Annotated in this window: 24 protein-coding genes; 7 read left to right on the forward strand and 17 right to left on the reverse strand. The window is 65.9% G+C overall.

Features of this window, described 5'->3' with window-relative positions:
- Positions 1 to 102: 102 nt before the first annotated feature.
- The 11 genes from mobF to ASE01_RS20460 form a co-directional block, all read right to left on the reverse strand.
- The gene (gene mobF, locus ASE01_RS20410) at positions 103 to 2,775 is read right to left on the reverse strand and encodes a MobF family relaxase (protein ID WP_082606268.1); all 2,673 of its coding nucleotides are present in this window, start codon (positions 2,773 to 2,775) and stop codon (positions 103 to 105) included.
- A gap of 886 nt (positions 2,776 to 3,661) precedes the next feature.
- Positions 3,662 to 4,327: a lysophospholipid acyltransferase family protein gene (locus ASE01_RS24120; RefSeq protein ID WP_235536118.1), complete on the reverse strand. Its 666-nt coding sequence runs from the start codon at positions 4,325 to 4,327 to the stop codon at positions 3,662 to 3,664.
- 103 nt (positions 4,328 to 4,430) lie between these two features.
- A complete protein-coding gene (locus ASE01_RS20420; protein WP_082606256.1) occupies positions 4,431 to 5,006 on the reverse strand; it encodes a PaaI family thioesterase in 576 nt (191 codons plus the stop codon).
- Positions 5,007 to 5,080: 74 nt separating this feature from the next.
- On the reverse strand, positions 5,081 to 6,106 hold the full coding sequence (locus ASE01_RS20425) for a BtrH N-terminal domain-containing protein (RefSeq protein ID WP_200958932.1): 1,026 nt from the start codon (positions 6,104 to 6,106) through the stop codon (positions 5,081 to 5,083).
- 84 nt (positions 6,107 to 6,190) lie between these two features.
- The gene (locus ASE01_RS20430; RefSeq protein WP_056756798.1) at positions 6,191 to 7,024 is read right to left on the reverse strand and encodes an SDR family oxidoreductase; all 834 of its coding nucleotides are present in this window, start codon (positions 7,022 to 7,024) and stop codon (positions 6,191 to 6,193) included.
- The gene (locus ASE01_RS20435) at positions 7,021 to 8,550 is read right to left on the reverse strand and encodes an aldehyde dehydrogenase family protein (protein WP_056756804.1); all 1,530 of its coding nucleotides are present in this window, start codon (positions 8,548 to 8,550) and stop codon (positions 7,021 to 7,023) included. Before ASE01_RS20435 ends, ASE01_RS20430 begins: the two co-directional genes overlap by 4 nt.
- On the reverse strand, positions 8,547 to 9,269 hold the full coding sequence (locus ASE01_RS20440; protein WP_056756807.1) for a transglutaminase-like domain-containing protein: 723 nt from the start codon (positions 9,267 to 9,269) through the stop codon (positions 8,547 to 8,549). Before ASE01_RS20440 ends, ASE01_RS20435 begins: the two co-directional genes overlap by 4 nt.
- Positions 9,266 to 10,666: a cytochrome P450 gene (locus tag ASE01_RS20445; protein WP_374587354.1), complete on the reverse strand. Its 1,401-nt coding sequence runs from the start codon at positions 10,664 to 10,666 to the stop codon at positions 9,266 to 9,268. Before ASE01_RS20445 ends, ASE01_RS20440 begins: the two co-directional genes overlap by 4 nt.
- Positions 10,667 to 10,788: 122 nt before the next feature.
- Positions 10,789 to 12,006: an NAD(P)/FAD-dependent oxidoreductase gene (locus tag ASE01_RS20450; protein ID WP_056756823.1), complete on the reverse strand. Its 1,218-nt coding sequence runs from the start codon at positions 12,004 to 12,006 to the stop codon at positions 10,789 to 10,791.
- Positions 12,003 to 13,391, reverse strand: coding sequence for a cytochrome P450 (locus ASE01_RS20455; protein WP_056756827.1), 1,389 nt, complete (start codon positions 13,389 to 13,391; stop codon positions 12,003 to 12,005). The genes ASE01_RS20450 and ASE01_RS20455 overlap by 4 nt, the downstream gene beginning before the upstream one ends.
- 22 nt (positions 13,392 to 13,413) lie before the next feature.
- Entirely contained in the window at positions 13,414 to 13,734 is a 321-nt protein-coding gene (locus ASE01_RS20460) for a 2Fe-2S iron-sulfur cluster-binding protein (protein ID WP_056756828.1), read from the reverse strand.
- A gap of 125 nt (positions 13,735 to 13,859) precedes the next feature.
- On the opposite strand from ASE01_RS20460, the gene ASE01_RS20465 reads away from it, so the two are divergent.
- Positions 13,860 to 14,873 carry a helix-turn-helix transcriptional regulator gene (locus ASE01_RS20465; protein WP_056756829.1) on the forward strand — a complete coding sequence of 338 codons (1,014 nt, stop codon included), beginning with the start codon at positions 13,860 to 13,862 and terminating at the stop codon, positions 14,871 to 14,873.
- Positions 14,874 to 14,967: 94 nt separating this feature from the next.
- On the opposite strand, the gene ASE01_RS20470 is transcribed toward ASE01_RS20465, so the two are convergent.
- Both ASE01_RS20470 and ASE01_RS20475 read right to left on the reverse strand, forming a co-directional pair.
- Complete coding sequence (locus ASE01_RS20470; protein WP_235536120.1) at positions 14,968 to 15,327, reverse strand: PaaI family thioesterase; 360 nt, start codon at positions 15,325 to 15,327, stop codon at positions 14,968 to 14,970.
- Between the two features lie 143 nt (positions 15,328 to 15,470).
- Positions 15,471 to 16,073, reverse strand: coding sequence for a TetR/AcrR family transcriptional regulator (locus tag ASE01_RS20475; RefSeq protein ID WP_056757058.1), 603 nt, complete (start codon positions 16,071 to 16,073; stop codon positions 15,471 to 15,473).
- Positions 16,074 to 16,162: 89 nt separating this feature from the next.
- Between ASE01_RS20475 and ASE01_RS20480 the strand changes: the two genes are divergently transcribed.
- The 3 genes from ASE01_RS20480 to ASE01_RS20490 are packed head-to-tail and all read left to right on the forward strand — an operon-like array spanning position 16,163 to position 20,970.
- The gene (locus tag ASE01_RS20480; RefSeq protein WP_161605253.1) at positions 16,163 to 19,171 is read left to right on the forward strand and encodes an MMPL family transporter; all 3,009 of its coding nucleotides are present in this window, start codon (positions 16,163 to 16,165) and stop codon (positions 19,169 to 19,171) included.
- Positions 19,168 to 20,379 (forward strand): cytochrome P450, encoded by a 1,212-nt coding sequence (locus tag ASE01_RS20485; protein ID WP_235536121.1) that lies wholly within the window; start codon positions 19,168 to 19,170, stop codon positions 20,377 to 20,379. The genes ASE01_RS20480 and ASE01_RS20485 overlap by 4 nt, the downstream gene beginning before the upstream one ends.
- 33 nt (positions 20,380 to 20,412) lie before the next feature.
- Positions 20,413 to 20,970: a hypothetical protein gene (locus ASE01_RS20490; protein ID WP_056756832.1), complete on the forward strand. Its 558-nt coding sequence runs from the start codon at positions 20,413 to 20,415 to the stop codon at positions 20,968 to 20,970.
- A gap of 100 nt (positions 20,971 to 21,070) precedes the next feature.
- Here ASE01_RS20490 and ASE01_RS20495 read toward each other — a convergent pair whose 3' ends face one another.
- Together ASE01_RS20495 and ASE01_RS20500 are read right to left on the reverse strand one after the other, a co-directional pair.
- Complete coding sequence (locus ASE01_RS20495; protein WP_056756837.1) at positions 21,071 to 21,688, reverse strand: helix-turn-helix domain-containing protein; 618 nt, start codon at positions 21,686 to 21,688, stop codon at positions 21,071 to 21,073.
- Between the two features lie 74 nt (positions 21,689 to 21,762).
- Positions 21,763 to 22,764, reverse strand: a complete 1,002-nt coding sequence (locus ASE01_RS20500; RefSeq protein ID WP_200958921.1) for a tyrosine-type recombinase/integrase — start codon at positions 22,762 to 22,764, stop codon at positions 21,763 to 21,765.
- A gap of 347 nt (positions 22,765 to 23,111) precedes the next feature.
- On the opposite strand from ASE01_RS20500, the gene ASE01_RS20505 reads away from it, so the two are divergent.
- The 3 genes from ASE01_RS20505 (at position 23,112) to ASE01_RS20520 (ending at position 25,777) form a co-directional block, all read left to right on the forward strand.
- Positions 23,112 to 23,519: a hypothetical protein gene (locus ASE01_RS20505; protein ID WP_056756841.1), complete on the forward strand. Its 408-nt coding sequence runs from the start codon at positions 23,112 to 23,114 to the stop codon at positions 23,517 to 23,519.
- Between the two features lie 589 nt (positions 23,520 to 24,108).
- A complete protein-coding gene (locus tag ASE01_RS24125) occupies positions 24,109 to 24,954 on the forward strand; it encodes an HNH endonuclease signature motif containing protein (RefSeq protein WP_082606259.1) in 846 nt (281 codons plus the stop codon).
- A 121-nt stretch (positions 24,955 to 25,075) separates the two neighbouring features.
- Positions 25,076 to 25,777 carry an HNH endonuclease family protein gene (locus ASE01_RS20520; protein WP_082606260.1) on the forward strand — a complete coding sequence of 234 codons (702 nt, stop codon included), beginning with the start codon at positions 25,076 to 25,078 and terminating at the stop codon, positions 25,775 to 25,777.
- A gap of 218 nt (positions 25,778 to 25,995) precedes the next feature.
- Here the strand turns inward: ASE01_RS20520 and ASE01_RS20525 are convergent, their stop codons facing one another.
- Both ASE01_RS20525 and ASE01_RS20530 read right to left on the reverse strand, forming a co-directional pair.
- Positions 25,996 to 26,205: a hypothetical protein gene (locus ASE01_RS20525; RefSeq protein ID WP_056756857.1), complete on the reverse strand. Its 210-nt coding sequence runs from the start codon at positions 26,203 to 26,205 to the stop codon at positions 25,996 to 25,998.
- 76 nt (positions 26,206 to 26,281) lie between these two features.
- On the reverse strand, positions 26,282 to 26,689 hold the full coding sequence (locus ASE01_RS20530) for a hypothetical protein (protein WP_056756860.1): 408 nt from the start codon (positions 26,687 to 26,689) through the stop codon (positions 26,282 to 26,284).
- Positions 26,690 to 26,746: the final 57 nt, after the last annotated feature.

Below are 26,746 nucleotides of genomic sequence, written 5' to 3' on the forward strand. Positions count from 1 at the left end.
TGGGTCGGACGTCCGCTGACCGCTCGTGTCGAGACCGGCTGCTCCTTGGTCACCTAAGTCGTCTCAGGTCCCGCGAGCGATCACCTGAACGATGGGACTTGGTCAACGACCGATTCCCTGCCCCCGCGGAGGGGTGCTCAGGGGTTGCCGCTCTTCAAGCCGCCGCGGGCGCTCGGCCAGTCCGTCGGTCAGGGCGGCGGCCTGCAGTGATTCGGAATGCGCCAGCGCCCGTGTGCCGTAGCGCTCGATGTCCTCGTCGACGCGGGTCGCTGCGTGTCCTGGGCCGAGGTCGGCTCGATTGCGACTGAACACGCCCGCCCATTGCTCGCGGGCGTCCTCGACAGAATCGGCGACCATGTGGGCGACGTTGCTGTGGCGGCCGCGGGTCATGGCGACGTACGCAGATGCTGCTCCGGTGGTCTCGCCCACGACGAGGTGGGCGGAGTCGACGGTCTCGCCCTGGGCGCCGTAGACGGTCGAGGCGAAGGCCAGTTCGACGTGCCGGTCGGCGTAGGCGGCGGGCAGTTCTCGTTGACCGGCGCGACCGGTGACCAGCAGGCTCCCGTCGTCGCCGATACCGGCGACGGTCCACACGTCGCGGTTGGCGACGCCGAGCTCGCGGTCATTGCGACGCGTCGCGACACGGTCACCGAGGCCGATCCGCTCACCACTGCGGGTGACGGGCTCACCGTTCCGCTCATCACGGGGCTGGCGGTGGTCGCGGATGGCGGCGTTGAGCGCGCCGACCTGTTCGCGGGTGTCGGCGATGATCAGGTCCTCGCTTGCGGCGCCGATGTCCGCGAGGGCGGCGGTGCGTTCGACATCGGTGGCGTGAACGCTGATGAGTCCGCGCTCGAGGAGGGCGTCGAAGACGTCGGCTGGGTGGTCGCCTTCGCGCATCTTCAGGCTGAGGTCGGCGTACTCCGGATCGACGAATCGATGCACGGACTCGAGCTCGAGATGTGCGGTTGGTGGTGTCCAGCGTGCGGCGATGTCGAGTAGCCCGCCGCGACCGACGGCGGGCAGTTGGTGGCGGTCCCCGAGAAGCGCAACAGTCGCGCAGGCGCGGTCGGCGATCGCAAACAGTGCGCGGGCAGTGTCCTGGTCGAGCATCCCGGCTTCGTCGATGAGCAGGACGTCGCCGGGTGACAGCCGTGCGGCGACGTTGATCTGTTCGCGGGCGAGGTTGATGCGTGACCAGTGGCCGTCCTGGTCCCATCGGAAACCATTTTGGTGGATGAGCCAAGCCGCGGAGAACGCATCGGTGCCGACCTGCTGTCGCGCAGCCTGTGCTGCTTTGAGGGTCGGTGTGACGACAAGAAGTCGGCGGTACTGCGCATCGAGGGCAGCGCGGGCGGCGGCGAGGGTGGTGGTCTTTCCGGTGCCGGCCGCACCCTCAATGACGAGGAGGCCGGCGTCGCCGGCAAGTGCCGCGACGACCGCCCGTTGCGCGGCATCGAGGTGGTCGCTGTTCGTGATCCGGCCCGGACGTTGGACCGGTTGCAGTACGCGCGTTGCGATGGCGTCGATGAGTTTCGCTTCGACGTCGAGTACCCGGTCGGAGGTGAGGTTCCTGATGTGGTCCGGCACGTCACCGCGTTCGCGCAACGGCCGGCAGCAGGCGACCGCGCGTGCGGTGAGGTCTTCGGCCAGCTCCGTGCGTGCGGCTCGGTCGGCGATGATGCCGACCGCGGGGATCAGTTTCTCGACTTCGCCGCGAATGTCGGCGGCGTTCCAGGCCGAGCGTTTCGCTCCGAGCCGGGTGAGGACGAGATCAACGGCAGCGTCGCGACGCAACCGACCGATAGTCGTCGCTCGAACCTCGACGGGTTCTATCGGTAGACGGAAGCCGAGGTCGTGCAGCTCGACGTTCCACCGAGTGACAAGGTCGACGCCGTCGGCCGGTACAACCTTGTCGGGACGTGCATCAGCCCACGCGCGACGATCCCACGACTGTCGCAGCTTCGGCCCCGGCTCCTCGCCGGGGTGCTCGGTGCGCCATGCGGCTTCGTAGCGGTCGACGTTGCGGTTGATCTGCGAGGTTCGTTGGCTGAACCGACCGGCGTACGGCGCGAGCTGCTGAATCTCGCCGGAGTCGTCGAGCGTGTAGCCATGTTCGGCGAGCGCGGTGCGGAACTCGGGGTCGCACATCACGGCGGCGTGACCGATGCCATTGAGCGCCTCGATGGAGTCAACAACTCCGACGGAGTGCAAGCCACGCCATGCACCTGCCGCGTGCACGCGCGCGTTTATCTGAACGTGCAGGTGACGGTGCGGGTCACCGGCACGCGATGTGTAGTGCCGCACGACCGCGGCCTCGATCTTCTCGACGGGTACCTGGACCTGGCGTCCGCGCGGACCGACGCGTGTGGTTGCGTGCTGGGCAACCCACCCGATGACCTCCTCGGCCGCGCGGGTCTGTGCCGCTTCGTAAGCAGCAGCGAGATCCGGATGGAGTGCGGCCGCGAGCGACCAGGTCTTGGGTCCATTGACGACCACCTCGACGAACCTCAACGCGCGATCGTCATCGCGCAACCGGCCCTTCGGCTGACCGGTGGACACGTCGTACCCGGCCACCCACTTTTCGTACGTCGGGCCGTCGAGATCGGGACGCCGATCGATGACAGTTCCGTCGCCGCTCACGTTGACGGCGTAGTGCTCGGCAACGCCGCTTCCCTCGGCGAGGTAGTAGTCATCGCCACGTGAGTGGTCGGCCTCGACATAGGAGCGTGCGGCGGCTGCCGAGCCGCGGTAGAACTTCACCCCACCGTGCATGATGTCCTCGTCACCGCCCGTCACGTCTCGTCAAAGACCCCTGAAATGACACCGGTCCGTCCCCCCGGGGGACGGACCATCTACGAACCTTCGTAGCATGCGTGCCGCCCGGTTTCGAGCCTTCCAATCACCTGGTGGGGATCGGGTTTTGGGACTCGCCAGCGTCCGTCAACAATCGTCATTGGGGCTCACAGCTGAATGCAGCAATGAGATGTACTCAGTGATGTCCTCGGGGTCGCACAAGGTGCGACTGCAGGGGCAGACGACCACCAAGCGGGACGTTCCCGGAGGCACAGGGCCGACGGTTCGCGGGCTGCGCGGGCGCCGCGGCAGAAGCTATGTAGAGCTGCCGCGCATGCCGATCGACGACAGCACCGGAGGTCGTCTTGGCGTCGATTTACGTTGACCCAGTCGATCCTCGACGATGAGAATCGATCTAGCGGATGCCGAAGATGTTGGGACCCCGCACCGTCTTCTATCAGCAGTCCCCTGGGCTGCGAACAGCGTGGGTTGTGTAGGCGTTGCGTTTCGCTTGGCCGCCTTCGCCGAGCGCGACCCGCACGATCATGCCAGCGCTCTCAACTGGTCTTTGCGCACTTCCTTGAGTTCAGAGGACGTTCGTTGTCCTGGCTGCTCGGGGACGAGCCGGGAGTCGGCGTCCACCAGATCGGCCCGAATGGGCTCCCCGCGGCTTGCGCATCATCGTGAGTGGCGGTGCTGGCCGGCAGTTTCCACATCTACGACGACATCAGGTCCAGAACTGATCGAGTGACTCACATTCAGTCGCCGATGGCCCCAGGACTTCTCGGGGCCATCGCCATTTCGGACGCGGAGATCTCGCCACCAATCCCGTCTATTCTTCACCGGGCTGTCACGAGGACGTTGCTCATGACCGGCAGCGTGAGGATTGGTCGCTCGCGCCGTGTCGCTCTGCCAGTTGATCCAGCATCTGAGCCAGAGCGTCGGCAAGTCGGCGCGTACCGGCGATCGCCGCTTCGGGACCGGGCCCGAGCTGCCTGAGATCGGTCAGGTCAAGCGGCGGACCAATGTCGATGGTGACGGTGGGCCGTTTGAACAGTTTCGGGCGGCGGCTGTAGGCCGGCAGGATCTCTTCGGCGCCTCGTTGGGCAACGGGAATGAGCGGCGCTCCTGATTCGATTGCCAGCCGCACAGCGCCTGTCTTGAGTTCCATCAAGCCGCCGTCAGGGTCCTTGGTGATCGTTCCTTCGGGATAGACCACGAGCAGTGCACCGCTGCGAAGTGCCGTCAGGGCGGCGCCGAATCCGTCGGCACCATGAGATCGATCCACCTCCACATGTCCGGCCGCACGGAACCACCTCCCTACGATCTTTTCTTCGAACAGGCTGCTCTTCGCAAGAAACGCCGGGATCCTTCCGTTGGCGAGGACCATCTCGGCGACGAGTAACGGGTCCAGTTTGGAGATGTGGTTCGCGGCGAGTACGGCTGGGCCGCGTGCGGGTATCCGCTCGACTCCACGCCAGTCGCGCCGGCGCACCAGAATCAGAACCGGCTTGCAGATCACGACGGCCACCCACCAGGCAACGCCCCAGTCCGTGTGCCCTCCAGGAGACGTCACAGGATGATTGCCCGGGCCCTGCGAACCACGCGCCGCGCACGTCGCGCATCTGCGGAGGTCATTGTCCTTGGCTCTGCTCTTGTTCGGCGCCGGCGGCGAAGTGACCGGGATCGACCACCACGAAGGTGGCGTCGGCTGATCCGGTCTTCTTGCCGGTTGCATCAGACGCCTCAGCGTGCAGCAGGAGCCGGCGTCCTGTGCGATTCGTGACCTGTACCCGGAATGTGTAGGGATGGTGCAGTAGGAACGGCGCGTGATATTCGACGGTGAGACTGCGCGTGACAGCCAGTGCTCCGACGGTGTAGAGCGAGAAGCCGAAAAGGTCGTCGAAGGCGAGGGCCACAGCTCCACCGTGAGCGATGCCGGGAGCGCCGACCTGGGCCTCGTCGAACGAGTGCACCGCTTCAACGCCTGAGGCGGTGCGAACCGCGCGAAGGTGCAGACCGGCGGAATTGTCTGGCCCGCACCCCGCGCAGTGCGGGGAATGTGGCGGCAGCACCTGGCCGACCTCCACAGTGACCTGACCGGCGAGATGCGCCGCCCATCCAGCGATCAGACCCCCATCGCGGTAGTCGAGCTCTTCGTGCCGGACAACAGATGCGTAGTCGTAGTCGTGGTCCCCCAGTGTCGCCATGTGCGTCGCTCTTTCTTCTCCACGGACTTGATATCGCTCTTGATGCGATCGGTCATCGTGACGGCAGGAGTCGATCAGTGATCACCAGCCAACGACCTGGCAGCAGCCTCCAAGGACTCGACCAGATGCAACTCCAGCTCTGGTAGACGACCAGCGATCAGGACCAGTTGCTCGATCCGAGAGCGTGGTTCGGCGTCGCGTTTGGCCGCGGCGCGCGCGGCGTCGGTCCAGGTCTGCGCACAGCGGGCGGCTTTGGTCGCAAGGTCTGTGGTCGCGGCGTCGCCGGTCAGCCGTGCGACCTCTGCGCAGCCGTCGGCGACCAGACGGCGGAACAGACCGCCGCCGGTTCCTGCCTTTTCAATGAACGCGCCAACGCTGAACAGAAGTATTCCGAGTTCGTCGTCCGGGAGTTCTGCCCAGGTCGCGACGTCTGCGGCGAACAGATCAACGGCCTCCAGGCCTTCAGTACCGAGGGCCGCCGTCGTCGGATCGGCGATGCTGTGGGGCGATGGTTCACGCATGTTGGCGGCGGATTGCCTGAACGCCCCTGCGGCGACTTCCTCGAGGGCGGGAAGCGAGCGGGGCCAGGTGATGCGGTAAGTGCAATGGCGGGTGGGTTGCGGGAACGCCGTGGAGGACCGTGCCCGGGCCAACGCTTCGAGCGGAACTTCCTGGACGTCTGCGCGGTCGTTGTCCACGACGAAGGCGAGCTCCCTCTCCTCGTCGTAGCCGATCACCACGATGTCGTGGCGGCTCATCTGCAGTTGGACCCGCAGGTACGGCAGTTCCGCGATGTCGCCCCACACAAGGCTGGGTCGTCCGGCGTCGAGCTCGTCTCGGACCCACGACCACCCCTCCTCGGGATCATCGGTGGTGAGGACCTGCACCTGCCCACCCAGACGTAGCGGTAGATCTACTTCGAACTCGGCGCCGCGCCCGACCAGATACAGCGGGGGAAAGAGGTCGGTCGATCGGAGGTAGGACAGCCCCAGGGCGCCGCCGAGCGCGAACACCAGACCCTCATCGGGCGGTCCGTCCCATCCCAAGCCGTTCCAGTGCAGCAGGTCGCGCATCGCACCCGAACCGCAGTGCCCTCCCATTCGGTGGGGGTAGTTCTGGATCAGGGTTCTTCGGGGCACGGGACGTCCTTCTCGTATTTGCCGGTTGGTTCAGAGATGCGGGGGTTAGCTGTTCCGGATTCGCTCCAGGTAGGCCTGGCGGGCCCCCATGTCGACGTCGTCGAGGAATACCGAGTCCGTGCCAAGGGCGGAGCCGAGCGCGGTGGCAAGTCGTCCGGGCACGAACTTCATTGCTGCGACCATGCCGCCGGCAACGCGGGTGACGCGTACGAACGGACGGGGTTGCTCGATCAGATCGGCCGTCGCCCGCGCGATCTCCTGCGGCTCGGCGTTACGCAGACCCTTCGCCCCGGACGTTCCAGCGACCAGTTCGGTGTTGGTGAAGGTGGGCCGAACGGTTGACAGGCAGACTCCGGACTTGCGGTACTCCTGGCGGGCCGCCTCAGTGAACCCGATGACGGCGAACTTCGTGCCGCAGTAGGTGGCCAAGCCGGGCACGGAGAGCTCGCCGGCCAACGACGCAGTGTTGATGATGTGCCCGGCGCGCCGCGGCAACATCCGCTGGAGGGCCAGCTTGGTTCCGAAGATCACGCCAAGGACGTTGATCTCCACCTGCCGCCGGGTCACGGTGTCCTCCTCCTCGTGCACGTGCCCGGTGGGCATGATGCCCGCGTTGTTGATCAGCACGTCGATGGGACCGAGTTGCGTCTCGACCATGTTGAGGAAGGCCCGAAAGGAGTCGGGATCGGTTACGTCGAGTCGGGCGACGGAGGAGATGCCGAGCTCATCAGCGGCCTCCTTGGCACGGGCCTCGTCGATGTCGCCGATGGCGACGCGGTGGCCGCGTCCGATCAGTTCCTTGGCCGTCTGGTAACCGATACCGCGGGCTCCGCCGGTGATCGCGATCGTCTTGGCGGGAAAGAGTGTGGGGCGAGTCATCTGATGTGCTCCTGGTGCAGGCCCAGGCGTTGACGCAAGCCGCGACCGGCTACCGTGCGCAACACTCTTCGGGCGATGGCCGTACGCCGGGCGGAGTACGGGTACCACGTGAGTTCTCGTGTCAAGACGGGGAATCGCGGCTCGGTCACCGCTTGCACCCGGCAGTACTTGTGGAGCCCGTCGGCTCCCCCGAGCCGCGCGCCCGTCCCCGACGACTTCCACCCGCTGTGCGGCAGCGTCATCGCGAACAGGTTGCTGAAGACGTCGTTGATGTTGACCGCTCCAGCATCCAGGCGTCGTGCGATGCGCTGGGCCCGAGCGTGGTCACGAGTCCAGACCGTGGCCGACAATCCGTACGGCGAATCGTTGGCCAGTCGGATGGCTTCGTCTTCGTCGGCGACGCGCATCACGGGGATCGTGGGGCCGAAGGTCTCTTCGGTCATGCACGCCATCGTGTGATCGACATCGATCAGGACTGTGGGCAAGTAGTAGTTCCCGGCCTCGCCTCGTCGTCCGCCGGCCACTGCGTTCGCGCCGGACGCTACCGCCTCGCTGACGTGGCGATCGGTGATCTCGACCTGCCTTGCGGTGACCATGGCACCGACATCGTCGCGCGCGCCCACCCCCTGGGTCAGCGACTGCACGCGCTCGGTCAGCCGAGCCACGAACTCCTCGTACACCTGGGCAACCACATAGACGCGCTCGACGGAAATGCAGACCTGCCCTGCATTGAACAAGCCACCCCAGGCGATGCCCTCGGCCGCACGGGCGAGGTCGGCGTCTTCCAGGACGATTGCTGGATCCTTGCCGCCAAGTTCGAGACTCACCGGCTTCAACTGCTCAGCGCAACGAAGTGCGACCGCACGCCCTGTCACTGTCGAGCCTGTGAACTGGACGAAGTCAGCGGCATCCACGACGGCGGAGCCAGTGTCGCTGGCCCCCGTGACATGTGCCAGAACGGGCGGGGCGCCGATCTCGTGCCAGCCTTCGATGACCCGTGCGCAGGTCAGTGGTGTCTCTTCCGAGGACTTCACCAGGACCGCGCACCCGGCAGCCAGCGCGGGAGCTGCGTCCATGAGAAAGAGAGTGATCGGGAAGTTCCAGGGGGTGATCAGGCCGACGAGAGGATGGGGCCGGTAGGTCTTGGAAAGTCGCTTCGGCAGGCTCAGCAGTCCCGCGGACCTGACCCTTTCGTCGGCGAGAAAGTCCTCGGCGTGGTTGGCGTAGTAGGTGATGAATTCGCAGGACGCGGTCGTCTCCACGAGGGCGTCAGGACGCACCTTGCCGGTCTCGGCCTGAAGCAGGTCGGTGAGCTCGTCGGTATGAGCAAGGATCCAGTCCCGCCACTGGTGCAACCATTGTGAACGCTGCCGTGGACCATCCTCGGCCCAGGTAACTTGGGCGAGGCGAAGCTCGGTAGCGATGCGCGTCACGGCGTCACGATCATCTACGGAGATGGTCTCCACCAACCGGCCGTCGGCTGGGTTGCGCACCTCAAGCATGGTCGCTGTGGTTGTTGGGCTCATCGGTCCTCCTGTGGGTGCGCAGACCCGGGTGAAGCGTCAGTTTGGATCTGGCTCGTCGACTTGATGGTGAAAGCGTCGTCAACCGCAGGCGCGGAGGAATCCACCATCGAGCCATAGGTGTGGCGAAGCTCGCTCAGGATCTCGGCCAAGGGCAGGTCGTCGAAGAGGCCACGCTCGTGGACGTACTCCATGTGCTGGATTCCGTCTGCCGTGAAGGCGTGCATGAGTGCGTGGTGCTCACCGTCGAACTCCACCGGAGGAACACCGAAACGAGCACACAGCTCGACGTTGAACGCCGGCGTCGCCTTGAGCCACCTGCCGTCGATGTGGAGACTGCTGTATCCGTGGTAAACGAACAGGTCCGTGCCGCCCATGAGTGTTCGCAGGGTCTGGGTTTGCAGATGGTTGCGGACATCGGCGAAACCCAAACGCGCCGGAATGCCTGCCGCGCGGCACACCGCAGTGAGCAGCACGGCTTTCGGGACGCAGTAGGCGCGACCGGCCTGGAGCACGAAGCTCGCGCGGTAGTGCGCAGGGTCGGCCGACACCGTGTAGGGGTCGTACCAGACCCGGTCGCGGACGGCGGCGAACAGTCGTCTCGCTTTCTCGGTGTCGGTCCTCGCGTCACCGACCGTGGCCGCGGTGAAGTCGCGGACGTCCTCGTGCTCGAAGTCGAGAAATTCCGTCGGCTCCAGGTGGGACGCAAGGATCTGACTCATCGGCGCTCCAGGGTGATCGGCAACCCGTCGACGGGAATCGGTAGTGAGGTGTTGTCCCATCTGACTTCGTAGCCGTCGGGGACCGTCCAGCTGTAGGTGCGCAGCATCTGGTGCAGGATGGCCTTGACCTCCAGGGTCCCGAAGTGGAGACCAATGCACTTGTGCACCCCGCCACCGAACGGGATCCACCCGAAGCGGTGGTGCTGGTCTTCCCGACGCGGCTCACTGAAGCGTCCAGGGTCGAATTTGTCGGGGTCGGTCCAGCATGTCTCGTCGAAGTGATTGGCGGCCGGAGCGATGGCAACCAGCGTGTCTGCTGGAATGTGGCTCCCGGCAATCTCGACGTCCTCGACGGTCTTGCGCATGACGATCGGCACTGGCGCCACCAGGCGCAGCGTTTCCTTGATCACCAGATCGAGAGTCGCCAGCGACTCCAGGTCGACGATGTTCGGGGTCCGGTCGCCGAGTCGGTCGGACTCGGCCCTGGCCTGCTCCTGCCACCCCGGGTGCTTGGCGAGGAAGTAGGCGGCCGCCGCAGTGGTGATGGTCGAGGTGTCGTGGGCGGCCATCATCAAGAAGATCATGTGGTTGATGACGTCCTCATCGGTGAAGGCGTCCCCTTCGGCGGTCTGCGCATGGCACAGTCCCGCGAACAGGTCGCCGCCCTGACCCTCGCGGGCAGCAGGCAGATGTTGTGCGAAGTAGGCCTCCAGCACCGCTCGCCCACGCACACCAGCTCGCCAGCGTGTCCCGGGCAGCGGTATCCGCACGATCGAGCTGGCTGCCCGTACGGTCGACACGAAGGCGTCGTTGATCGCATCGGTGTCCTGGTTCCCGCCGCGCCCCGCCATGAAGACGTCCGTGGCAACGTCGAGAGTCAGGCTCTTGAGCAGGGGGTAGAGCCGGTTGGACGTGCCGGCGGTCCAGCCTTGGATGTTCGCCTCGACGGTCGGTCCGAGTTGGTCGACGTATCCGGCAAGCCGGTCACGGGTGAACGCCTCCTGCATGATGCGTCGATGCATCTTGTGTTCGTCGAAGCTCATCAGCATCAGGCCACGGTGGAAGAACGCGTCGATGAGATAGGTCCAACCGTCCTGGGAAAAGGACCTCGCTTTGGTGGTCAGTGCTTCTTGTGTGGCGTCGGGGCCGGCCACCGCCACCACCTTGGTGCCGAACGCCCCCATCCAGGACACCGGACCGAAGCGCCTGTATCGGGCACGCGTGAAGTCCGACCCGAAGCGGATGTAGTCGACGGTGTGTCCGAGGAGAGGGAGTCCGGCGGTCCCTCGGACGGGCTTGAGTCCGGAGCCTTCCGGAACTGGGGCGAGCTCGTGGACCGGCCACCGGTCGCTGGCCTCGCGCAGGGCCGCGTCCCATCTACTCGGTAGCGACGCCAGGAGCAACGACGAGAGCCGGTCGCGCCTCTTCGTGATTGCTCGTGGGAGGAGGTTCGTCACTTGATGTCCTGTCTATGAGCGTTCCCGGTGGTCAGCAACGGAGGCGTACTACGCCGCTCGGCCTACCCGCGTATGTCGGTCAGATCTGGGACAACCAGCTCCGCCCGTCCCAGCAGCGGAGCACCTTGCGCCAGGAGCCGCTTGGTCAACATGAAGTCACGGGGACGGTTCACGCAGTCCGCGGCGATCAGCACACCGTGGCGGAGGTAGAAGCAGGTGAAGTCGCGGTCTTGACGGGGATCACCGCTGAGCACGACTTCGTCGTAGCCGGTGTTGAGTCCGGCGATCTGGAGCTTGACGTCGTACTGATCTGACCAGAACCACGGAAGCGCAGTGATTTCTTTGGCCTTCCCGCAGAGGGTGGCGGCGGCCACCTTGGCTTGCTCCCCCGCGCTCGGTACGCACTCGAGACGAACTCGACGACCGTGACTGGCCATGGTGCGGCTCGTGCAATCGCCGGCCGCAACGATGCCGGGGTCGCTCGTGCGGGCTCGATCGTCAATCGCGATGCCGTTGTCGACAACCAGTCCTGATGCCGAGGCGAGTTCGGTGTTCGGCTCAACACCGATGCCCACGATGACGAAGTCAGCAGGAATTGATTCGCCGCTCGACAGGAACACTTCGCGGACCTGGGTGTCCCCGGCGATGGCCTCGACAAGTGCATTCGTCCGAATGGAGACGCCCGCATCTCGGTGGATCCGCTCGAAGAATGCTGAGACCTCGGGGGCCGTCACTCGTTCGAGGACACGCCCGGTCGCCTCGAGCACCGTGACATCGAGCCCCAACGCGCGCAACGACGCGGCTGTCTCCAGCCCGACGTAGCCCCCACCGACGATGACGGCTCGCCGTCCGGGCGAGGCGGCTCCACGGATCAGCTCGACGTCCTTGGCGGTGCGCAGGTAGTAGACACCGCCAAGTAGGGCGCCCGGCACGAGAAGTCGTCGCGGCCGAGCACCGGTGCACAGGGCAAGCTTGTCGTAGCCCAGCGACTCGCCGTTGCCCAGCACCAGGTGACCAGCGGTGCGGTCGATCGACTTGATCGTTGCATCCAGAAGCTGGATCTCCTGCTTGGCGTAGAACGCTGCGCTACGGATCGCCAGATCCTCAAGGGTGCTCTTGCCCGCCAGCAGGGCCTTCGACAGGGGCGGGCGTTGGTAGGGCAGCGCCGACTCATCGCCCACCAGGACGACCTCCCCGGTCCACCCCTCCTGGCGCAGACTCGCCGCGAGCTGCGCGCCGGCATGGCTTGCGCCGACGATCACCGCTCGCTGCCCGGTCATGCGCCGGCCTTCGGGGTGAGACGGACCATCAACTCACTGATGCCACGTACGAAGTTTGACTGCACGTACTCCGGCTCGCCCACCACCTCGATCTCCTCGAAGCGCGGAAGCAATTCCTCCCACAGGACCCGCAACTGCAGCTCGGCCAGCCGGTTCCCCATGCAGCGGTGGACGCCGAACCCGAAGGAGATGTGGTTGCGCGCGTTGGCACGGTCGATGATCAGCTCATCAGGCCGATCGAAGACGGCGGCGTCGCGGTTGCCCGAGGCGTACCACATCACGACCTTGTCGCCCTCACGGATGAACTGGCCGTTCAGGATGGTGTCGACCTTGGCGATCCGGCGCATGTAGGCGAGCGGAGTCTGCCAACGGATGACCTCCGAGACCATGTTGGGGATAAGGTCAGGGTTGGCCTTCAGCTTCTCGAACTGATCCGGGAACTGGTTGAGCGCAAGGACACCACCACTCATCGAGTTGCGGGTCGTGTCGTTGCCTCCGACGATCAGCAACACCAGGTTTCCGAGGAACTCCATCGGGCGGTCGATGAGGTCCTTGGTGTTCTCGTTGCTCTGCAACATGGTGATCAGGTCGAAGCCGGGTTCCTCCCCGGCAGCAGTCCGGGCGGCCTTGTCGTGCCAGAGGGCGCTCAGACCTCCCGCCATGTCACGCATGCCACGGAAGACCTCATCGTTGTCCGAGGGACCACCGTTGGCTTGCTCCATCGAGGACGCAAGATCTGACCAGTAGACGAGCTTGTCACGCTGCTCGTAGGGGAAGTCCAGCAACGTGGCCAGCATGCGCGCAGTCAACTCGACCGAGACGCGCTGCACCCAGTTGAACGGCTCACCCACCGGGAGTTCGTCCAGCACCTCGCGAACGCGCTCTCTGATGAGCCCCTCCATCTCGCGCAGATTCTTCGGTGCGACGACGCCTTGGACCGCCTGCCGCTGCAGGTCGTGCCGCGGCGGATCCATCGCGATGAACATCTCGATGTCGAGGAACCGTGGTGGCACGCCGATGACGATCAGGGGTTCGGCAGAGAACGAGTCATGGTCCTTGTCGACCGCGATGATGTCGGCGTGCCGGGTGACAGACCAGAACGGGCCGAAGGGACTGTTGGGCTGGTAGTGCACGGGGGCTTCGGTGCGCAGACGCTCGAAGTAGGACTTCCAGCGACCCTGCCGGTACATGAACGGATTGCTCATGTCGATGTCGGCGAGGTCGATCTCCTCGACCGGCGGGATGGGGCGCTCGACAAACATCTTCTTGCCATTGGTCCCCGTGACCCACCTCCTGGTCTTGTCGTAGAGATGTGCGCCCTGAATCTGCCGCTCCATCGGGATGGTTGCCTGGACCTTGGCGGTGACCGCCTCAGGAATTTTCATCACTTCTGCCCGTTCTCGCTGGTCACATCTGGAATTCGGGGAGTCGGACGGTCAGCCCGTCCCATGCGTCACAGACCGCCATTTGGCACGACAGTCGGGAGGTCGGTTCACGCTCGGGGTTCATCGCGAGCATCTGCTCCTCATCGGGGCCGGAGAGCCCGACCCGCTCGGACCACTGAGGGTCGACAATGACGTGACAGGTTCCGCAGGCAGCTTCCCCACCGCAGTCGCCGTCGACGCCGGGCACCGCGTTGTTGGTCGCGACCTGCATCAACGACTGCCCCGCGTCCAAGGACGCCGTGTGCGTCTCGCCGTCGTGCGACACGAACATCACCACTGCCATGATCAACTCCTGATGCGTCGTAGGGAGGGCACAAGGCCTTGGGTCAACTCTTGCCGCGGACGCCGGTCGTGGCTATGTTCGCCCGGGCCAGTTAGTTGTGAGTTCGGCTCAGGGAAGCGGGTTCGATGAACCTCAATGAAGCGGGAGTGCCCTACACGGCATTCGCGCAGCTGCTCGAGAGCCAGGCACTTGGAGCGGGCGCTGTGGCACGGTTCCGCGCCATCATGGCCCGTGAGGGCGTCACCGAGGCGACCTTGCTGCAGCACGACGGGCAGATCCCAGTGCGGTGGTTCCGGGAGGTCTACCCCACGCTCGATGCCCACCACGCCACCGAACTCGGCCACACGTTCGCAGAACAGGCTCAACTGACCTCGTTCGGCCCTTTGAGTCTCCCCTTGATCAGCGCAGGATCCGTGGCCGAGATCATGGAACTTCTCACCTACCTGCCCTTGATCACGACAGCCGTCACCACACGGTTCCACCCGAACGACGAGGGCCTCACAGTCGGGCTCACGGGTCATATCGGCGATCCGGATCTGGATTGTCTGCTCGTTACCTACTGCGGCTCGGCACTGCGGAGATTGATCCAGATGCTCGTCGGCGACGGGTCGACCGTCAGACTGCACACCAGTTGGCCAGCGCCCGCGTCCGTGACTCAGCACGAAGCCTCACTGGACGGGCACCTGGTCTTCAAGTCTCCGATGACATTCCTCCACGTGCCCACGGAGACGCTGAATGAGGTCTGTCGGTTCTCCGACCCGGTTGCATATCGCCTCGCGATTGCCGATCTCCGGGAGTCCCTCGAGCACAGGATCGGGCCGACGTCCTACTCGAGCAGGGTACGGATCTCCCTGGACGAGGCTCTTGAACTGAAGACGTGCCAGACGGTCGCCGATGAGCTGTCGATGTCTGCCAGCACCCTCAAGCGGCGCCTCCAGGAAGAGGGCACCACATTCCGCGACCTGCTCGAGACGTCATTGCTGGAGCGCGCCACGCTACGCCTGCTCGACCGATCCATGTCGATCAGCGAGATCGCGGTCGAGCTCGGGTACAGCGACCTCACCAACTTCTCGCACGCCTTCAAGAGGTGGACTGGTCAGTCTCCGAGGCAGTTTCGAGAATCCAGTCACAGTTGGTAGCTGAGACCTTCCGGACGGGCACGCTGATGTCGAACACGGCAGCGGCGGGGAAGGTCGGTTCATTGCGGTTGGCGGTGCCGATCGCTGCCATCGGTCAGGACGGTCGTCCCGGACCCTTGAAGTGCTCGAAGTCAACGGTGACGAAGAGGGCACCCGACCTCGCGACCAAGGCACCGTCGGAGGCCTGGAGGGTGGCGGCCATGTGAATCTTGCGTCCAGCACGTTCCGCGATGCTGGCTTGAAGCGTGTATTCGAGGCCCAGCAGCACCGGGCTCAGGTACTCGACGTCGAGCTTGCGGGTAACGGCGAGGTCTCCGATGGAGTACAGCAGGAATCCGAAGAGATCGTCGAAGACAGTGGCCACTGCGCCACCGTGCGCGATGCCGGGTGCACCCACGTGGCGAGCGTCAAAGGTGTGGGTGGCAACCACCGTGTCGGGGGCGTTGCGGGTCACGACCAGGTGGTGGCCATGTGGGTTCTCCGCGCCGCACCCGAGACAGTGGCTGTGGTGCGATGGCAGGGTCGCCCCGACTCCGCGGGAGACGTCTGGGTCTTGTCGCCATCCGGCGAGCAGGTGGTCGAAGGTGTTCTCACCCATTACGCGTGGGTCTCATCGAATGTGCGTGGCGCCAGTCCGTCGAAGAGGAGTCGCGCTACGGCGTCGGCGATGCTTTCCATCGGCCGTTGACTTCCGACCACTGCCTCCATCAACCCAGCGACCGTGACCGCGCCGAAGATCATGACCGCGTCGGACATCGTGTCCTCCGACGGCAGCAGCGAACCGTCGTCGGCGCCGTCACGGAGCAGCTGTTCGACGGGTTGGTAGAAGGCTGCACTGAGGGCACCGGCGAGTTGAGGGAGGCGGGTTGCGCGACCGAGATCGCCGACCAGGGCTCGGCACGAAGCCGGGTTCTGGAGCATCACGCTCAGCTGGGCACGGATCACTCGCGTCAGGCGTTCCCGCGCGGTCCCTTGACTCTCGACCGCGACACCGACCTCAGCTGCGATGGCCGTCAGCAGGTCGTTGAGCAGGAACGCGAGAATTTCGGCCTTCCCTCTGAAGTGGTAGTAGAGCGTGGAGACGGGTATCCCGGTGACTTCTGCGATGTCCTCGATCTTGGTGTCGTCCAGTCCTCGCTCCGCGATCAGTTCCGAGGCTGCGTAGATCTTGCTGGCTAGTTGTACCGGCAGTGGCTTCATCGGTCCTCCCATGACGCGATCATCCTATGTTTTTGCAGAATTTTGTGTTGGAATCGGATTCCAACATTAGATGCCAAGGAGATCGGCCCATGCCAGCGCCTGTTCGCGGGAACCCGGTCACGTGGCTGTCGAGCACGGCCCTGAAGTTCCCTGCGCTCACTGTCGCCATCTGGCTGGCACTGAGTGCAGTTCTGGTCGTCGTTCCGCCGAGCCTTGAAGACGTTGTCGAACGAGGCACGACCGCATTCCTGCCTGACGGGGCGCCGAGCGTGCGTGGCCTGGACGCGATGGGTTCTGCGTTCGGCACGGGAAAGGCGGAGGCCTACGCGTTCATCGTCCTGGTCAACGACGACGGGCTGAGCAAGGCCGACGGGGCCACCTATCGGCGTCTCGTGGCCGGGCTCGATGCCCATCCGGATGAGGTGGTCGAGGTCCAGGACTATCTGGAGCAACCTCAGTTGCGGACTGTGTTGACCAGCAAGGACGGCCGCGCCACCTACATCCCAGTCGGGTTGAAGGCCCCTATCGGGTCGCCTCGGTCGAACGAGGATGTGGCGCTCCTACGCGGCATCGTCGATGACGCGGGCACTGCCCCGGGCACGAAGGTCCACATCACGGGCGACCCGGCGACGGTGGCTGACCTGACCACGGCGGTCGAGGAGGCCTCGGACAGGATCCACCTCATCAGCGTCGGCTTGCTGGTGCTGATCCTGGCGCTGATCTATCGGCGACTGGTCACCGTGCTGATTCCGCTGGTCACTATCGGGGTGGCCCTGGTCTGCACACGGGGCGTGCTGTCGATCCTCGGTGAGTCGGGGCTCGCACTGTCGTCGTACACCTCGGCGTTCGTGATGGCCATCGTGCTCGGTGCTGGCACTGACTACTCGGTGTTCCTGATCAGCCGGTTCCGGGACGAGTACCGTGACACCGGCCAGGTGGCGACGGCGATCCAGACGGCCACGACGCGGATCGGGACCGCGCTGGTCGCCTCCGCTGCCACGGTGATTCTGGGCGCGAGCACGTTGATCGCGGCCAAGCTCGGCATCTTCTCCACCACCGGTCCGGGGATGGCGATCGCGGTCGCAGTGTCCCTGGCGGCCACCCTCACCCTCACTCCCGTCCTCATTGCCTGGACCGGCACCCGGATCGGACCTGCGCCGGCGATCCGCCCCGAGTCCCTGTGGAGCAGGGTCGGCACGCTCGTCGCAGCACGACCCGCTCGGGTGCTCGTCGGCAGTGTCCTGTTCCTGGGAATCCTGGCAGCGTTCCTGCCCACGATGACGCTGTCGTTCAACACCCGGGCAGCTCAGCCCTCAGACACGCCGAGCAACATCGGAAACGCTGCACTGACCAAGCACTTCGCACCCAACGAGACTCTGCCCGACTACATCTTGGTCACGGCGCAACGCGACATGCGCAACCCGAAGGACCTGGCCAGCCTCAACACCCTGAGCCGTGCCATCGCCAAGGTCCCGGGGGTGACCTCGGTACGCAGCATCACCCAGCCCAGCGGCGAGCCGTTGTCGCAAGCACAGATCAGCAAGCAGCTCACCACCCTGGCAAAGCAGTTGAACAAGGCGGACCGCAAGCTCACCAAGGCACAACCCGGCCTGATCGAACTCAGCGACGGAGCCGCCGAGCTGGACCGAGGCGCCAACAAGTTGGCCGACGGCAGCGTGCAGGCCGTGGACGGCGTCGACCAGTTCGTCACCGGCCTGACCGAACTCAACGAAGGGCTGGAGACTGCCGCAGACAACACCGATACCGCTGCGTCTGGCGCAGGCGACCTCGCCGAGGGCGCACTCCAGCTCGCCCGTGGGCTTCAGAGCGCGCATGACAAGGCCACCCTCGGGGTCGAGGGACTCAAGGCGATCGAGCAGGCGCTTGCCAAGGACCTCCTGTGCGGTGTCGACCCGGTCTGCAATAAGGCGAGAAAGGGACTCAAGCAGATCGTCGATGCCCAGGACGAACAGCTCCTCGGCGGCCTCCAGGAAGCTGCTGACGCCGCCCTGAGCATCGCGAATGGACAAAGCACCCTCGCCGACGGACTCCGCAAGCTCCACGGCGGCCTGGTCCGCGCAGAGAAGGGCAGCGGACAACTCGCCGACGGGCAGAAGGTCTTCCGGACCAAGCTCCTCCAACTCGCGACAGGGACCGAAGAGCTCGCCGCAGGAACCAGTGCGCTGAGCCCGGGCATCAATCAGCTCGCAGACGAGACCTCCCGACTCACCGACGGACTCGACCAGGCAGGCACCTACCTCTCCGACGTGGGCGCACAAGCCAACACTGCGGATGCCGGCGGGTTCTACCTCCCCGCCAGCGCGCTCGAGAACCGGGACTTCGCGCTGGCCCGCACAACGTTCCTCAGCGCCGACGGTCGGGTCGCCCGGATCCAGATCAGCGGCGAGACCGACCCGCTCAGCGTCGATGGCGTCGACCGCTACACCGTCACCCGCGATGCCGCAGCACGAGCCATCCGCGGCACGACCCTGGCTGACGCCGACCTGCTCGCGACAGGAGCCGGCGGGCTGGGAGCAGACCTCCAGGACTACCTCGACCACGACACCCGTTTCGTGGTCGGACTGGTCCTTCTCATCGTGTTACTCATCCTGATCCTCACCCTCAGGTCACTGATCGCTCCCGTCTACCTGCTGGCCTCGGTGATCTTGTCCTGCGGCGCGGCACTCGGCCTGACCACCTTGTTCTGGCAACACCTCATGGGGCAGAACATCGAGTTCAACGTGCCCGTCATCACGTTCGTCCTCTTGGTCGCCGTCGGCGCCGACTACAACATCCTGCTGATGAGCCGGATGCGAGAAGGAGGCCTGAGCCTCAGCCGACGCGACGTTGCTGATGCCGTCACCGCCACCGGCCCCGTCATCACCTCGGCCGGCGTCATCTTCGCCAGTGCCTTCGTCGCGCTGATCGGCTCGTCCGTGCACGGACTGGCTCAAACCGGATTCGCCGTCGCAGTCGGACTCCTCCTCGACACATTCGTTGTCCGCACCCTCGTTGTCCCCGCGTGCGCCGCCCTGCTCGAGGAGCACAACTGGTGGCCCACGCGACCCGGCACTGGTGAGGCCAGCGAGTCCGCGTGATCGCCGATCGAGAGCAGAAGGGACACCTCAGGATGAGCCAACCCGTCAGGATCTACGACCCGTTCGACCCACAGGTCCAACAGGACCCGTACCCGGTCTACGAGCAGTTGCGAGACGAGGCCCCGGCGTACTGGGCCGAGGACGCCAACACTTGGGTCCTGAGCCGTTACGACGACGTCTCCGCGGCTCTCGCCGCTCCAGAGACCTTCTCTTCGGCCAAGGGGATCTTCCCGTCGCCACCCGGCGTCGATCAGTCGGACCTCTTCCTACCGATGCTGATCATGACCGACCCACCACGGCACGCCCAGCTGCGCGCCCTCGTCAGTCGGGCCTTCACGCCGCGACGCATTGCTTCGATGGAGACCTCAATCCGGCAGACCACTGACCACCTTCTCGGGCAGATCAACCCGGGCCCATGGGACTTCGTCTCCGATTTCGCGGGACCCTTGCCTGCGATCGTGATCGCCGAACTGGTCGGGGTTCCCGCCGACGACCGCGAACAGTTCCGGGCATGGTCATCGACCCTCGTGCAAGCGAACCCGATCCACGGAGCGCGCGATGGTCTTGCCGCAGCCGCGTCGCTCTACGAGTACTTCGCCGGCTTCCTCGCCGAAAGACGCCGCACACCCAGGAGAGACCTGATCTCCGATCTGGTCCATGCCGAGGTCGAGGGCGAAAGACTCACTGACGACGAGGTGTTGGGGTTCTGCCTGCTGCTCCTGGTGGCCGGCCACGAGACCACGACGAACCTCCTTGCCAACAGCATGGCCATCCTCACAACCCGTCCCCAGGACCGAGCCCGGATGGCACACGAGCCTGCGGTCCTGGCCTCGGCAATCGAAGAACTGCTGCGCTACGACTCCCCCGTTCAAGGACTCTCGCGGACCCTGACCCGTGACATCACCCTCCACGGCGAGACGCTCCACTCCGGGCAGACAGCCCTGCTCCTCTTCGGCTCCGCCAACCGTGATCATCGAGCGTTCGCCAACCCCGACGAGTTCCAGGTCGAACGCGAGCCGGGACGCCAAGTCGCCTTCGGGCGAGGACCTCACTTCTGCCTCGGAGCCGCCCTCGCCCGCATGGAGACACGGATCGCTCTTCACGCCTTGCTCAACCACACGTCCTTCAAGTGGTTCGCCGATTTACCCGCCGCCAAACGACTTCACTCCGGCCCCATCCGCGGCTACGCATCACTTCCCGTGCAGTAACGGACCCAATCAACGACAGCGAAGGAGGTACCGATGAAGGCCGAGCCCAAACCGAGTCGCGCCAGCGTCCTGCACGCGGTCATCGACACCACGCTTGCCCGACGAGACGGGCAGATCCCTACCGACATCGAGGGTATCGACAACTTCTTCGACGGCATCGAGGACCTTGCAAGCGCACTCCTTCTACGTTGGCACACACGCCTGATCGCATCGCTGGAACGCGGACTGTCCGATGAACCCGAGGATCGCGAGGAAGCCGTCATCGAGGCATGGCGCCACGCCACCTGGATCTACTGGGGCGTGCGAATGGTGATCGACGAACTGACGGAGAACCCACCGACCGAGACCATTGCCGAAGCCGTCCGCATGACCGCCCGCAACGACTGGGCAGCCATGGCCATCGCCGCCGGCCTGGCCAGCGGGTTCGACGAACCCGCCGCCCGCGTCGGCCATCGAATGGAGCTGGAGGCACGCCGCCGCAACCAGCTCGAGCGCAGCACGGCCCGGGACCCGCACGAACGAGGGTTTCTCATCAGACTCAAGGACGCGATCATCGGCCGCGCCTCGACCTCACCGCTCTCCGATACCTAGTGTCCAAGTTCCTGGGGAGTCGGGCCAATGTCATTCGCCGAAGCCACTGATCCGCGCGGCGGGCCCTAATCGAGCCTAGGAGCGGCCGGGGTTGGCGCGTTCACGCCGTCACCAGGTCCCGCGCCGGGACGTAGATGTTCCGGCGGCTCAGCCAGTCAGGCGTCTGTGCGCGGACCCGGTCCGGGGTGAGGAACGGGTGCTCGGGTGTCCACGGCGTGGGCAGCGATGAGCGGATCGACCAGGCCGGCGCGTCGAGTCCTGCCGACTCGAGTTCGTGAGCGACGACCGCAGCCAGCAATGCATCCCACTCGGCCGATCCGACCGAGGCGGGCTCGGCCGCCCATGAATCGAGGAGGATCTGGCGCAGTGTGTCGTCTTGTTCGCCGACGATCGCGTTGAGGTGGTCGCGGCCCTGGAGGAGCATCCGCCAGATCCACTCCCTTTCGCCGGCGAGGAAGTAGCCCCGCATCGCAGCAGCGGTGGCAGGCGCCGACATCAACCCACGGGCTTTCGCGGCGCCGAGAGCACGACCGAGCCGCTGGGCGCGGATGAGGAACTGGGCGAAGGGTCGGGTGTCGCCGGTGAGGTAGGTCGAGAGCCGCGGCGCCGAGGTCCCCAGTGCCCGGGCGAAACCGGCTTGGGAAAGGCCGCTGATGGTCACCGCGTCTCGCAGGAGGGTGATGACCTCGGCGCTGTCGCGGTCGAGTGGCTGTCCCATGCCCGGATTCTACCATTATCTAACTCGGTAACGGCTTCCCTCGCATCGATGCAACCAAGCTCCTCAGCGATCGGTCAGAGGTCCTTCGTGGCCAGGCTCGACAGGGCTTCGGCTATGACCTTGTCGCGGTTCTCGGCCGCGTGCTGATAGCGCAACGCTGCGCCGGCAGTGGAGTGTCCGAGGCGGGACATCAGTTCGGCCAGGGTTGCGCCAGTGCTGGCAGCCAGGACCGCTCCGGTGTGGCGAAGATCGTGGAACCGGAGATCAGGTCGACCGGCGGCCTCCCGGGCCTTGTAGAAGACCCTGTAGAGGGTGGCGGGCGCCAGGTGCTTCGTTGGGTCGCCAGCGGCAGGGAACAGGAGGCCATCGCGGCCTCCGGTGATGTTGTCGCTCAGGTGCGCCTTCACGACGGGGAGAAGGTGCGGTGGAATCGAGACGTCGCGCGTGCCCGCGTCTGACTTCGGCGTGCCGATGATGGACTCGCCCTTCACGCGGACCACGGCTCGGCGGATCTTGACGACGCCGTTGATCACGTCGAAGTCGTGGCGGCGTAGTTCGGTGATCTCTCCGAAGCGGAGTCCGCACCATGACGCGAGCAGGATCATCAGCCGGTAGCGCTCAGGCATCGCCTTCGTCAGTGCCTCGAGCTCAGCCAGGGTCGCAGGGGTGATCTGCTTGACGCGTTTCGTGTTGGCCGCGCCGCGAATGTGACAGGGATTGAAGTCGATCAGACGACGTTGCACGGCGTCGCCCAGGATCGTCCTGAGCAGGCCATAGGCATGTGCAGTGGCGGTCGGGGTCGCCTCCCCCATCCGGTAGTGCCAATCGTCGATCAGATCGGCAGTCACGTGCTTCAGGGCGACGTCGCCGAACGTCGGCAAGATCCGCGCGTCGAGAATCTGGCGATAGTGATAGCGAGTGCGCGGCTTCAACTGACGATGCGTGAGCCAGCGCTCGGCGTGCTCCCCGAACGTGAGTGGCTTAGTCGTCCTAGGCGGCGTCCAGTCCTCGTTGTTGATCTCGCGACGCCGATCGGCGAGCCACGCCTCGGCATCCTCAGCCGTCTCGAATGTCACCGATGCCTTGTGCCGGACTAGGTCGGGACCGAGGTAAGACGCCTGATAGCGCTTGCTTGGAAGCTTCCTGATCGCTCCGAACCCGCGCCTGCGTGGCATGCCCACTCCCCATTTTCGTGCAACAACGTGCAACAAGGATGGCAAAACCCGTGCATTTCTGTCCAGATGCAAAAGCGATACTGGATCCTGTTTCCGCAGGTCAGGGGCGTTTTGTCCACTAATGTCCAGTATCGCCGCATCCCGTGAAACAAGATTCAAACCCAGTATCGCCCACCAGAGAACAGCAGGTCAGAGGCCCTTTCGAGGGCCTCTTTCCCATTTCGGGAGCAGTCGGGAACGATGGCCAGATGATCACCGCCGACGAGGTCATGCGCCTCCTGCTCGTCGCGGCGCCGTCCTCCGCCGGGATCTGGGACGAGTCCGGGAGTGATCCGACCGACGACGTAGAGGACCGATTGCACTACGTCGACGCGAGTGCGTTCGCGCGGCATCTCGTGGGCCAACTGCAGGCCGGCGCCACCGGTGAGTTGTCCGCTGCCTTCGACGCGATCGAGCGCCTGCACCTGGAGGGCGACGACGGCGTCCGGGAGCTGGCGACGATCGGCTACCTCGAGGGACTGCAGTCAGCCGCGTCGCGGGCTGGCGTGGAGGCGAGCGAGATCGAGGCGTACCTCGGCCCCGAGTCGCTGCGATGGTGGCGCGGCCTCGACGTCTTCTGGTCGGGCGGCGCGCCCGTCGTTCGCCCACAGGACTGACAGCTCGACCAGCAGCAATGGACATGACATTCGAACAGGTGTACCCTTGTCCTACGGCCGATGGCGGGGCGCTCCCAGTGGCTCCGGGTTCCTGAGGTCTGAGTTCGTCAGGACATGACACGCACCGTCCAGGTGTGGAGTCGCTGCACCACCGGTGCCTCCTGGAGGGCGACAACCCCGTTGTCGTGCCTGCCCGAGGAGCCCTCGATGTCCGTCGCCACCGCCACCCGCACCCACCCGATCCTGGGGTGCGTGGACGAGGTACGCGCGGCACTCGCTGCGGTGGGTGAGGTCCAGCCGGTCTTCATGGACACCGCACAGAAGCAGGCCGCGCTGGTTGAGCTCGCTCAGGCCGAGGCCCAGCTCACCGAGCTGCGGCTCCGGGTCCTCGCCGCAGCCGACGGCATCGGCCAGGAGTCCGGTGCCCGCGACGCCGCGGCCTGGCTCTCCCACGCGACCAGGACCGATCCAGCCCTCTCMCGAGCCGASGCCCGGCTCGCGAAAGCACTCGAGATCCGCACCACTGTCGCCGCCGGCCTGCGCACAGGCCAGGTGACGGCCGCACAGGCCCGCGTGATCACCAACATAACTGGTCCAGGACGCCGAGACCACACTGGTCGGCTACTGCGACCAGTTCCGACCCATCGARCTACGCCGACTGGCACGACGCCTSCTCGACATCATCGCCCCCGAGATCGCAGAAGAACACGACGCCAAACGCCTCGAGGAAGAAGAACGCCGCGCCCACRCCAAGGCCTTCCTCACSTTCCTCGACCGCGGCGACGGCACCACCCACCTCCGCGGCCTGCTGCCCACCCCGGTCACCGAACGACTCAAGCGCTACCTGMACGCCTACACCTCACCCCGCGCAACCGAAACCCGAGAGACGACGGGCAACGGCGAACGCGTCCCCCAACACCGGGCCCACGCCCACGCCTTCAGCGCACTCCTCGAGCTCCTCGACCCCGACCAGCTCCCCGAGCACGGCGGCGACGCCACCACCCTGATCATCACCATGACCATCGACCAGCTCCGCACCGACCTCGCCACCGCCGACRTCCTCACCGACAACGACAACGGCGAGCTCACCATCACCGCCGGACAAGCCCGACGCCTCGCCTGCCAAGCCGCCCTCATCCCCGCCGTCCTCGGCACCGACAGCCAACCCCTCGACATCGGCCGCACCGCCCGCCTCCACCGCCCCCACCAACGACGAGCCATCCGGCTACGCGACCGCCGATGTCGCGGCGAAGGCTGCACCATCCCCGCCRCCTGGTGCGAGATCCACCACCGACAACCCTGGACCCACGGCGGCCACACCACCATCGAGGACGGCGTCTGCTTCTGCTCCCATCACCACCACCTCATCCACGACCGCGCCTACAACCACACCTGGCTCCCCCACGGCGACGTCCGCTTCCACCGACGCACGTAGCGGGGCGTGCCCACCGCGACACACGTTGTTCACCGCGCGCCTCTCGCGCGCGGTCCGGAAGGAGCGTAGACAGGGGTGACCGCCGGGCGACCGGGCCCGGCCTCTCGGCTGGAGCTGTCCCATGCCTCGTGCAACGCACCTCTCCCCCAGCGTTCCCGTGCTCCGCACCCTCGGGCCCGCGGGTCGACTGCTGCTCGCTCTCGGCGCCGTGCTCGCCCTCGTCCTCGGCGTACGACCCGCGCCCGCGCAGGCGGCGAGCTTCACCGGCACCCTCGCCCAGGCAATCGCACAGATCCCGACCGCCGGCGAGAGCAACACCGGCTACGACCGCAACCTCTTCCCCCACTGGGTCGACGCCAACGGCGACTGCCAGAACGCCCGCCAGGAGGTGCTCATCAGCGAGGCCGACGCGACCGTCATGTACACCACCTCCGGGAAGTGCACCGTGGCCTCCGGACGGTGGTACTCCTACTACGACCGGGTGTCCTGGACCAATCCGGGCGACGTCGACATCGATCACATGGTGCCCCTGGCCGAGGCATGGGGGTCAGGGGCGCGGAGCTGGACCACCGCGCGCCGCCAGGCCTACGCCAACGACCTCGGCGACCATCGCACGCTGGTCGGGGTCACCGACAACGTCAACCAGGCCAAGGGCGACAAGGACCCGAACGACTGGATGCCGACCTACGACAGGTGCCGCTACGTCGCCGAGTGGGTGGCCGTGAAGATCCGCTGGGGACTGAGCGCCGACAGTGCCGAGAAGTCCGCCCTCTCCGGCTACGCAGCCGGCTGCTCGAACACCGTCACCGTGAGCACCGCCTGACCCGCCTGACCCGCCTGACCCGCCCACGACCACGAAACGCCCCGTCCTGCGCGAGGCAGGACGGGGCGTCCGAATGTCCGGCGGATGTGGGGCCCGTCGGACACATGTGGTTGGGGAACCGGGGATGACGCTAGTGGCCGGACCCCGGTTCGCGCGTGCAATTCGCGACTTCCTCATGAAACACATAGGAAAAGACAGGCGCCCCCACAGCGCCTGTCTCATCCGTAGGCCGAGCCCGTCTGCGGAGCCACCCGGATCGGGCGGAGCTGGGCGGCCGGGAACCACTCGGTGACGATGCGGCCGTCGCGGTCGGCATAGGTGACCAGGCCCTCCCAGCCGGTGTCGCCGAAGCGCCAGTCGATCACCAGACCCGGGAGCTCGACCGGCACGAAGGCCGGTCGAACCCAGACATGCCGCACCCCCGCCATGTCGCCACAATAGAACATGTGTTCGATCGACGCCATGGCGAGGGTCGCGGTCCCTACCCTCGGTCGCCGTGGACCGTCAGGGGGTGGGGTGGTCGAACGGCGTGACGGCGTCGCTTGCCGGCTCCGGGGCCGACCTCACGGGCTCGGGGGCACTCGCGCTCGACTTGCGGGCGAACGCGGCTGCACCGGCCGCCAAGGCTGCGACCAGGCCGACCAGGAGCAGCTTGCGTCCCCGGCGGGGCTTCTGGGTCGGCAGCCGGTCCGAGACCGCGTTGGGCAGACGGTCCACGACGTTGTCGGGGACTCGACCGGCTGCCGCCTGGACCGCAGATCCAACCGCGTCGCTGGCGACGGCCATCCGTCCGCGGCCCTCGGCGGCCGCCGCTGTCACCTTGGGCACGACCACCGTCTCGACAAGCTCCTTGAGGTCGTCGGCGACGTCGCGCAGGTCGTGGGCGAGGTCGTGCGTGGCGTTCTTGGCCATGTCAGCCTCCTGTGGGGCTCAGGGATCAGGTACGACGTCGTGGTACCCGATCCCCGA

The organism is Nocardioides sp. Root190 (assembly GCF_001428565.1).
Lineage (GTDB): Bacteria > Actinomycetota > Actinomycetes > Propionibacteriales > Nocardioidaceae > Nocardioides.